Raw genomic sequence first — 4,506 nt, 5'->3', positions numbered from 1 at the left:
ACCGTTTTTTCAGAGGGGTCTAAGGGCTATGTCCTTTATTTTATCAATGTTTTGACGGGGTTGTCACCCCGTCAAGTTATTTACTTGACGGGGATTAGGTACTTCTTGTACTGTTATAGCTTGGCTCGCTAGGGGAAATGCCATTGCCGAAAAGCACAGCAAACTGCTCCAGATTATTTGTTTGTTGCTAAATTGTAACTGCATCGCTTCAGTCTCCTGAATAACGGCTAATCTGAAATTGACCTCTATCGCTCCGCCTAATTACAATTAAATAACCCGCTCACTGTCATGTCAATTCATATTATTCAGACGTTGAATTCATAAAAATCATAATTTTAGCTCCCTCAGCACTTTACATTTACACATAGAGTGATGAACTTTCATTTAAACTCTCTATTATACTTGCCTGCAGTCAATGTAAAAAATTGTACTCCACTTGATATAAAAATTTTATTCCAACTCAGTAATCGAGCTTCGGCAATAGTTCTTTTTTACGGAATAACTAGATTAAAATCGGCCTATATTAAACATAAAATTATCTATTTTTTGTAGTCAAATATATTTAAAATCACCCCAAATAGTTAATAGTTGAAAGGTTTATTTCAGGGGCATCTCAGGGATATTGCCTCAAGGCAGTTGTGGCGCAAACTTTGTTTGGGTAATTCGATCGGTAGCAGCGCGTGCTTCGTGGTGTTATAAGGCAGGAACTGCGGAAATTAATGCGGTTTTTACTAATCCTGAACCTGTAAAAGTTGGGTCAAAATCAGAAGTTTTGGAAAATCCGCTGACGAAACGAGAACAGGAAATCTTGGCTTTATCTGCGGAGGAAAAGCAATCAGGAAGCTGCACAAATATTGTACATTGCTCCGGGTACGGTGCGGGTTCATGTACACGCAATTTTGCAAAAGTTAGAAGTGCGCGATCGCACTCAAGCTGCTGTACTCGCAATTCCGAAAGGATTGGTTGCTGAAGAACTTTTGGCGATCGAACCTTGACCAGGGCGGGTTTTGTACCGGAATTGTCGGTTTTTTAAAGGAATTATTGGCTAAACCCGCTCCTATCAAGATGCCTCTGTGGCAGGTTCACGGAAAATTAGTATCATTCGTCTTGATTTTTAATTTTACTGATGACATTCAATCTTTAAATTTGCTAAGCTCTACACACTTTAATTTTCCTACCGTCATCTAACCAAAGGCGTATTATGCCAAATTTTATCAGTTCAGTTTTTAGTTCGATCGCCTTTCTCGACTCTGCCCTTCCCGATGGCGAAACTCTCCGCAACGGTATCGCAGCGGGGACAGAAGTTATTACCCTGGATGGGGCGCGGGATGGACTAGAACAAATCACGACCGCGCTAGCGAGTCGCAGCAATATAAAAAGCATTCATATCCTCTCCCACGGTCGCCCCGCGAGTTTGCTGCTAGGCGCGATCGATCTAAACTTGACAAATTTAAAAACTTATGCCAAAGAATTGCAGCTTTGGTCGCGATCGCTGGCAGACAGTGGAGAGATTTTGCTTTATGGGTGCGATGTAGCGGCGGGGGAGAAGGGCGCTAACTTTGTGCAGCAACTGAGTCAGCTAACCAAGGCAAAAATTGCTGCTTCTAGAACGCCGATCGGCAGTTCCGCTATGGGCGGAGACTGGCAGCTCGATTATACAACGGGAGCGGTGTCCTCTGGGTTGGCGATCGACCCAGCAACAATGGCCAGCTATCAATTTGTGTTCGGCCTACAATTTTTGGGACAAGCACAATTTCCGGCAAATACAACTGATGCTTCCGGAAACCAGGTAGGTGGACTATCTGGCCTTACCTACGCGGGAAACAACACTTACTACGCTATCTCCGACGGCCGCAATATTTCTGGCAGTCCCGGCCCGTCTCGCTTTTACACCGTCACTATACCTAATGTGAGTTCGGGTAGCTTGGCAACAGGAGGAGTGACTTTTACAGGCGTGACACCGATTGGCAATCCGCCTCCCTTTCCCCCAGATACATCGGATACAGAGGGCATTGGATTCATCGGCGGCAATGTCTTCGTCTCTTCTGAAGGAAATTTCTTGACAAATACCCAGCCTTTTATCAATAGCTTCGCCATTGCAACAGGATTTCAAAACAACTTACCACCACTGACTATTCCTTCTCCCAAATACGACGTATCAGCAGATGCTAACAGTGGCATCCGCAACAATCAAGGTTTTGAAAGTCTGACCATTACTCCCAGTCAAAGTTTTCTGTTTACAGCAACAGAAAATGCTCTTGAACAAGACGGCGCTGCTTCAACTACAATGGCTGGGACGCGATCGCGAATTTTAAGATATGACTTAAGCACAAACACCGCAAACGGGGAATTTCTTTACAACACCGATCCAGGCAACGGCATTTCTGAAATGCTGGCCGTTGATGATAATACGCTGCTGGTTCTCGAACGTTCTTTCAACCCGCCGGCTTCAGGCGATTTGAACCTTTATCAAATTTCTTTAAACGGTGCGACTGACATTCAAAGCAATACTGGCTTGATTGCTTCTGGTGTTGCTAGCATTACACCGGTATCGAAAACTCCGATCGCTACTGTTGCTTATTTTTCAATTACAGGATCTCCGCCACTTGTAGACAATTTTGAAGGGATGACATTTGGGCCTTCTCAAACGGCAACTGGGAAGCGATCGCTCATTCTTGTCAGCGACAACAATTTTGGCTACCCTTTTCCCCTTCCCACCAGATTCGCAGCCTTTGCAGCCAACAACGCACCTGTACTCAACAACAGCGGTTCCCGGGTACTAACAGCAATTAACGAAGATGTACCTTCTGCTAGCAACACCGGCACCTTAGTTTCTGCTTTAATTGCAGGTGCAGTTACAGATCCCGACACCGCCGACACTCGAGGAATTGCAGTCACGGGGACAGACAATACTAACGGCAGTTGGGAATATTCAACTGATAGCGGTTCGACTTGGACGGCATTCGGCACACCGTCAACAGCAGCAGCGAGACTGCTAGCAGGCAATGCCAGCATCCGCTTTGTTCCCAATGCTGACTACAACGGCAGTGCCAATATCACTTATCAGGCATGGGATGGAACGACGACTAACTCTAGCGGTACTCCCCTCACGAACGGCGGGACGGCTGATATTTCGACTGCCAGCAGTATGGGGGGGTTAGCAGCTTTCAGTACAGCATCCGAGACAGCAACAATTACCGTTAATCCTGTCAACGACGCACCTTCCTTTACTAAAGGGGCAGACTCAAGCGCGATCGCAGGTGGGGGAGCGCAAACAGTCAACAACTGGGCAACAATCATCTCTCAGGGCCCTGCCAACGAATCCACTCAAACCGTTAGCTTCAACCTTAGCAACGACAATAACACTCTATTTACCGTGCAGCCTGCGATCGACGCAGGGGGCAACCTCACGTACACCCCGGCCTCCGGTCTCAGTGGCATTGCAACTGTCACTGCGACGTTAAAGGATAGCGGGGGTATTGAGAATAACGGTGTAGAAACTTCCGCAGCCCAAGCCTTCACCATCGACATTACAGCCGATACGATCCTGCCTGCTGCTTCCAATCTAGCCGCTACCAACATTATCGTCAGTGGGGGCACTACAGTAACTTTTACGGTAGACTACAGCGACAACGTTGCTGTCAACAGCAGCAGTTTGGATAATTCAGACATCCGGGTGACAGGATCCAACGGATTTAACCAATTAGGGACACTGGTAAGCTTTACCCCAACTGGCAACGGCACTCTTCGCACGGCTACCTATCAGATTACGGCACCTGGTGGTAGTTGGGATTTGGGCGACAACGGGAATTATGCGATCGCGATCGAATCGGGCCAAGTTAGCGATATCAATAATAACTTTGTCGCAGCCCGTAACTTGGGAAGCTTTAATGTCAATATTCCCAACCCAGGCAGTTTTAATTTTAATGCTGCTAATTACGATATAGGTGAAAGCGGGGGTGTTGCCACAATTACCGTAACTCGGACAAGCAATACTAATGTGGCGGCTGATATCAGCTACAGCACTTCCGACGGGACTGCTAATGCAGGCAGTGACTACACGGCAACATCAGGAACCTTAAACTTTGGGATCGAGGAAATGAGCAAAACTTTTACAATTCCGATTAACGATGACGCCTTAGTAGAGGGAAGTGAGATTGTTGCGCTTAGTCTGAACAATCCCACAAACGGTGGAAGTGTGGGAGCGCAAAGTACGGCGAAGTTGACAATTGTAGATAACGATGTAGCTCCAACTCCAACTCCAACTCCGACTCCAACAACTCCGAGTCCCACGGAAACTCCAAAGGAAACTCCCACGGAAACTCCCAAGGAAACTCCTACGGAAACTCCAACTCCGACTCCCACGGAAACTCCCAAGGAAACTCCTACGGAAACTCCTACGGAAACTCCTACGGAAACTCCCACGGAAACTCCCACGGAAACTCCCAAGGAAACTCCTACGGAAACTCCTACGGAAACTCCTACGGAAACTCCCACGGAAACTCC

The 4,506-nt window shown here is 46.9% G+C and carries 3 protein-coding genes; 2 read left to right on the top strand and 1 reads right to left on the bottom strand.

What is annotated here, in order from left to right:
• Positions 1-63: 63 nt before the first annotated feature.
• Complete coding sequence (locus tag QUA71_RS28885; protein ID WP_333290402.1) at positions 64-204, bottom strand: hypothetical protein; 141 nt, start codon at positions 202-204, stop codon at positions 64-66.
• A gap of 614 nt (positions 205-818) precedes the next feature.
• On the opposite strand from QUA71_RS28885, the gene QUA71_RS28880 reads away from it, so the two are divergent.
• Complete coding sequence (locus QUA71_RS28880) at positions 819-995, top strand: LuxR C-terminal-related transcriptional regulator (protein WP_333290404.1); 177 nt, start codon at positions 819-821, stop codon at positions 993-995.
• A 206-nt stretch (positions 996-1,201) separates the two neighbouring features.
• On the top strand, positions 1,202-4,506 hold a 3,305-nt coding region (locus tag QUA71_RS28875; protein WP_333290400.1), incomplete at its 3' end, for an esterase-like activity of phytase family protein.

The sequence above is a fragment of the Microcoleus sp. MON1_C5 genome (assembly GCF_036701875.1).
Taxonomy (GTDB): Bacteria; Cyanobacteriota; Cyanobacteriia; order Cyanobacteriales; family Microcoleaceae; genus Microcoleus.
Note: the sequence above shows the minus strand (reverse complement) of the source record. Positions and strands in the feature narration are given on the sequence as shown.

Excerpts from the sequence above, each read along its gene's own strand:
- QUA71_RS28885 (WP_333290402.1), bottom strand. The coding sequence starts at position 204 with ATGCAGTTACAATTTAGCAACAAACAAATAATCTGGAGCAGTTTGCTG.